Consider the following 4,536-nt stretch of genomic DNA (forward strand, 5'->3'; position numbering starts at 1 on the left):
TCTTTATATTTATCATTTTTTCTTTATATTTATCATTTTTTAAAAAAGGGAGTCAAGCTAATTGTATTATTATTAGGGATGGATTATTCTTGAAAAACTTAGGGGAGTAGTCTCTTGCATTAAGCAAGGAAACTGTCAACAGTCTCCGGGCAACATAGCTCGTGGCAGTTTCGAACCGTATCAGGTTTTGACAAGACTTAAGGCAATGAGTCATTTCGGGCAGAGATGGTTTGTTGTCTTTTTAGTCTAGTCTGCCCTAAGGGTAAATAATGAAACTACATCGCTGCCAAAGTTCACTTCATTTTGCAAATAGACCAGACAACTCTGCCATACACCTTTCAGGTATTGATATCGCGGGGGCTCAGTCATGGTTTTAGCTATAGCCGCTATTATTGCAGGGTTTGCCTTACTCGTATGGAGTGCAGACCGCTTTGTTGAAGGGGCGGCATCTACAGCAGGCCATGCTGGCTTGCCTTCAATTTTAATTGGTATGGTCATTGTTGGTTTTGGGACTTCGGCTCCTGAAATGGTCGTGTCTGCCATGGCGGCAAGTGATGGAAACCCTGACTTGGCTTTAGGTAATGCACTTGGGTCCAACATTGTAAATATCAGCTTAATTCTTGGTGTAACAGCCATCATTGCGCCTATCACTGTTCAGTCTAAAATTGTTAAAAACGAGCTTCCCTTATTATTAGCTGTCGTACTTTTTTTAGGGTATTTGCTGTATGACGGCGCTTTATCAGTGATTGATGCAAGTCTGTTGCTGGGCGGATTAGTCTTGTTCTTAGTATGGTCTGTGTATTCAGGTATGAAATCACCGAGTGATACCCTTAAAACAGAATTTGATACTGAGCTTAAAAGTCACGCCATGTCTTTAGGGAAAGCAATTTTCTGGCTCATCGCGGGTTTAACATTACTCATTATTAGCTCTCGTATACTTGTTTGGGGAGCGGTTGAAATTGCAACTGCGCTGGGTGTCAGTGACCTTATTATCGGCTTAACTATCGTTGCATTAGGGACATCTTTGCCAGAGCTTGCAGCTTCTATTATTGCCGCTAAAAAGGGAGAGCATGACATCGCCATTGGGAATGTTGTGGGGTCGAATATGTTTAACATCCTAGCCGTAATTGGTATCGCCGGTATTATTGAGCCTATACCTCACATTTCTACAGACGTACTTTACAGAGATTGGAGTGTGATGCTTGTACTTTCCGTCATATTATTGGTTATGGCTTACGGTTTTGGCCGACAAGGCAGAATAAATCGTTGGGAAGGTGGTATCTTGCTTGCTTCCTATATTGCTTACAATGGCTACTTAGTTACCAGTATCATTAGATAACATTTATCGCTAAATTGTTTAGAGTAAAGCGCATATTTTATTTATATTAAAAGGGAAATCACCGATGGACACCATCATAAACTTTTTTTCTGAGCATCAATTGCAACTTATAGCAATAGCAAAGAATACGCTGCTGACTATTTTCATTTTTATTGGGGCAAATATTTGTTCAAAATTACTAAAACGTGCCGTACATAAAGGTGTTTACAGACTGAGCAAGCAAGATGAAATCATTACAAAACTGCTTACCACGCTTTCAGGCTATGTGGTTTATTTAATTGCAATTGTGATTATTTTAGATTTATTTGGAGTTAATACGGCAAGCCTTGTTGCACTCGTCGGTGCCGCAGGCTTAGCGATTGGTCTAGCGTTAAAAGATACGCTCAGTAATGTGGCTGCAGGAGTCATGCTACTTTTCCTAAAGCCACTAAAAAAGGCAGAGTTTGTTGAAGTATCAAGCTATACAGGCAGTGTAAAAGATTTAGGGCTATTTACCACAGTCCTTGAAACTGCTGATGGCGTTTTTGTTTCAATTCCAAATAGCACCGTTTGGGCAAATGCGATAAAAAACTTTACTAGAAACGATAAGCGCCGTATGGATATAACAGTAGGTATTTCTTATGGTGACTCAATTGAAGATGGTCTAGCAGCGTTAAAGGAGCTTGTCGATGAAGAATCTCGAATTCTAATGGAGCCAACCCCTCAGTATTTAGTACACACATTAGCAGATAGCTCTGTTAACTTGCAGCTTCGTGCTTGGGTCGCTACACCACATTATTGGGATATATATTGGCAAACACAGCGTAAAATTAAAGATAAAGTGGAGAGCAAAGGAATTACCATCCCATTTCCTCAACGTGATTTACATATAGTTAACAGTGATAAGAAATAGAGAAAAAATGTGCTCAGTTCTAAAAAGTTTTTCTATGATAAAGTGACAGGACTGAGCTTTTGCTTTTAGAGCATTGCTCGCGTTTGATTATTACGAAGTAGAGTTTATTATGCTCAAATATTGGTATAAAAACATTCCAGCACACCACAATAGTCCTGAGCTATTTTGGCGAAGCCGTTTGATCGCCCATTCTTTATTGATATGTACTGTGTACTTCTTTGTACTGACTGTTATCAATATCTTTAAATTCAACAGCTATGAACTCGCTTTGCTTGATGCGGTTGGGCTAACTTTGTCTATTTTACTATATGTTTGGTTCATTAAAAGCTCAAAAATTAAAGCGGTTTCATGGGCTGTGGTGTTATTGATTAACAGTTTAATACTGACATTTATTATCTCAATTAACGGCGCGGCCTATTCATTATTTTGGGCAACATTAATTCCTCCATTTTCATTTTATTTAGTAGGTCGAAATTGGGGAAGTTTACTTAGTGCGTTTGCTTTTGCAGTGTGTGCTTTTATAGTTTATGAACACTCACAGAATCCGGAACCTCTTAAAATTGGCCTTGGCTCTGTTTTTAATATTATTGAAGTTGCCATTGCTCACATTGTCTTATTTCGTTTCTATGAAAAAACTCGGTTTGCTGCTTATGATACGTTGGCTGAGAAAAATCAGCTTATTAAAAAACTCGCTGAAACCGATAAACTCACTGGATTGTTTAATCGAGAAAAACTAGATAGAACGCTTTCAAGTTTACTAAAAAGCTCGAATTTTGGTTTCATACTACTAGACATTGATTATTTTAAAGAAATAAACGATACCTATGGTCACTTGGAAGGCGATAAAGCGCTTGTCATTGTTTCAAATAAATTAAAGTCAGTATCTCCAAGTAAAGCGCTATGTGCTCGTTGGGGTGGCGAAGAGTTTGTAATCATCATTGAAGGGGCAACCTTAGATGAAACAAAAGAGGTTGCAACGACCATTATTACAGATATAAATGGTATTTATTTTCACGAAAAAAGATTGTCAGTCAGCTGTGGAGTGACGATTAATCACAGTGATGATAATACGCTAACAGTAATTGAACGTGCTGATTTAGCTCTATATCGTGCAAAGAAAAATGGCAGAAATCGAGTTGAATATAATGAATGAAACTTGGATTAATTTTGTGGTCATTACGTTCATTAATGACCACATTTTGAATGTTTAAAGTTATCTTGCAGAGTGCTTCAATGACGACACAATGAATTGACACTTTTCTTGCTCAATACTTAGAGGGKGATTATTCATTAATTTAGAAATATCATAAGGTAAAAGGAAACTTCTACCACCATCTTTATCTAGCTCACCATAATCAATGTCMGTTTCTTTATAAAAGTCCTTGCTATGTGCCACTTCATTTCGGAGTTTTATTAAGTTAATCAAAGTCTGATAAATTTTACTTTCATTGTCTGTAATGAGCTTACCAGATGATAAAAGGAACCCTAATACATCTAACTTTTTACTTAAGTTCATTGAAAGAAACGCTGTTGCATGTCTTTTGTGATCAGCTTTAGGGAAATGACGAAAAGCCCATGAGATGATGCCTTCATTAAGCAAGCTTTCCAATGAAGCGGCAGCAACTAAGATAAAGGAGTATTTATTTGAATTGAAGAATGCATCATCATCTTCAGTGTGTGCCRGCAGATATTCTGCTGATTCAATTAGTCCTCTAGAGGAAGTAAATACAAAATGCATTTCCAAAATTCTGATGCCTCGTTGCTTTATARCGCCCCGCACTGCAATGGCTTGTTATGTTTCAACTCGTTGAGTTTTGCTTTTGGCAAATTCTAAGGTCTTTATTAGTAACGTAAAGCCTGAGGCCATTAATAAGCCACCTACAATGAAATAAAATAATACAGGATTTTCATTAAGTTTAACGCTAAATCCAAATGCTGAAAATTGCATTTCGAAAATACTGAACAGGCTATAAATAAAMACTATAACGGATARAATAAAAAGTAGTTTATTTCCAAATCTATAACTCATAAGTCAACTTTTCCCTTTGAAACATGACATGTYTATAGCGAGCGAATCGCGCGTTTTTCTAACACAGTGTCGCTCGCTTTTCTGAATGACTCATTTTTAACAAACTTCTTAACTAATTGCCATTAAGACTAAAATGCAGTAGTTCTAGCTTTTGTCTCAGGACAAAAAAGAGCGATTGGGTCGCTTTCCTGACTATGCAAGCAATATACTTTGACGAAATAGAAAAGCAATTTTGAATGGCCGAAGTTCGCTCTTTTGAGTAATTCGCCTAAACAC

4 protein-coding genes are annotated in these 4,536 nt (G+C 37.4%); 3 read left to right on the forward strand and 1 reads right to left on the reverse strand.

Features of this window, described 5'->3' with window-relative positions; all coding sequences use genetic code 11:
- Positions 1-367 precede the first annotated feature (367 nt).
- From L1D46_RS19740 to L1D46_RS19750, 3 genes are all read left to right on the forward strand, one after another.
- The gene (locus L1D46_RS19740; RefSeq protein ID WP_130052459.1) at positions 368-1,339 is read left to right on the forward strand and encodes a calcium/sodium antiporter; all 972 of its coding nucleotides are present in this window, start codon (positions 368-370) and stop codon (positions 1,337-1,339) included.
- A 64-nt stretch (positions 1,340-1,403) separates the two neighbouring features.
- Positions 1,404-2,231 carry a mechanosensitive ion channel family protein gene (locus L1D46_RS19745; protein ID WP_130052458.1) on the forward strand — a complete coding sequence of 276 codons (828 nt, stop codon included), beginning with the start codon at positions 1,404-1,406 and terminating at the stop codon, positions 2,229-2,231.
- A gap of 109 nt (positions 2,232-2,340) precedes the next feature.
- The gene (locus tag L1D46_RS19750; RefSeq protein WP_130052457.1) at positions 2,341-3,384 is read left to right on the forward strand and encodes a GGDEF domain-containing protein; all 1,044 of its coding nucleotides are present in this window, start codon (positions 2,341-2,343) and stop codon (positions 3,382-3,384) included.
- A 60-nt stretch (positions 3,385-3,444) separates the two neighbouring features.
- Here the strand turns inward: L1D46_RS19750 and L1D46_RS19755 are convergent, their stop codons facing one another.
- Positions 3,445-3,975 (reverse strand): hypothetical protein, encoded by a 531-nt coding sequence (locus L1D46_RS19755; RefSeq protein ID WP_239978100.1) that lies wholly within the window; start codon positions 3,973-3,975, stop codon positions 3,445-3,447.
- Positions 3,976-4,536 lie beyond the last annotated feature (561 nt).

This window comes from Pseudoalteromonas sp. Isolate3 (assembly GCF_022398505.1).
Lineage (GTDB): Bacteria > Pseudomonadota > Gammaproteobacteria > Enterobacterales > Alteromonadaceae > Pseudoalteromonas > Pseudoalteromonas apostichopi.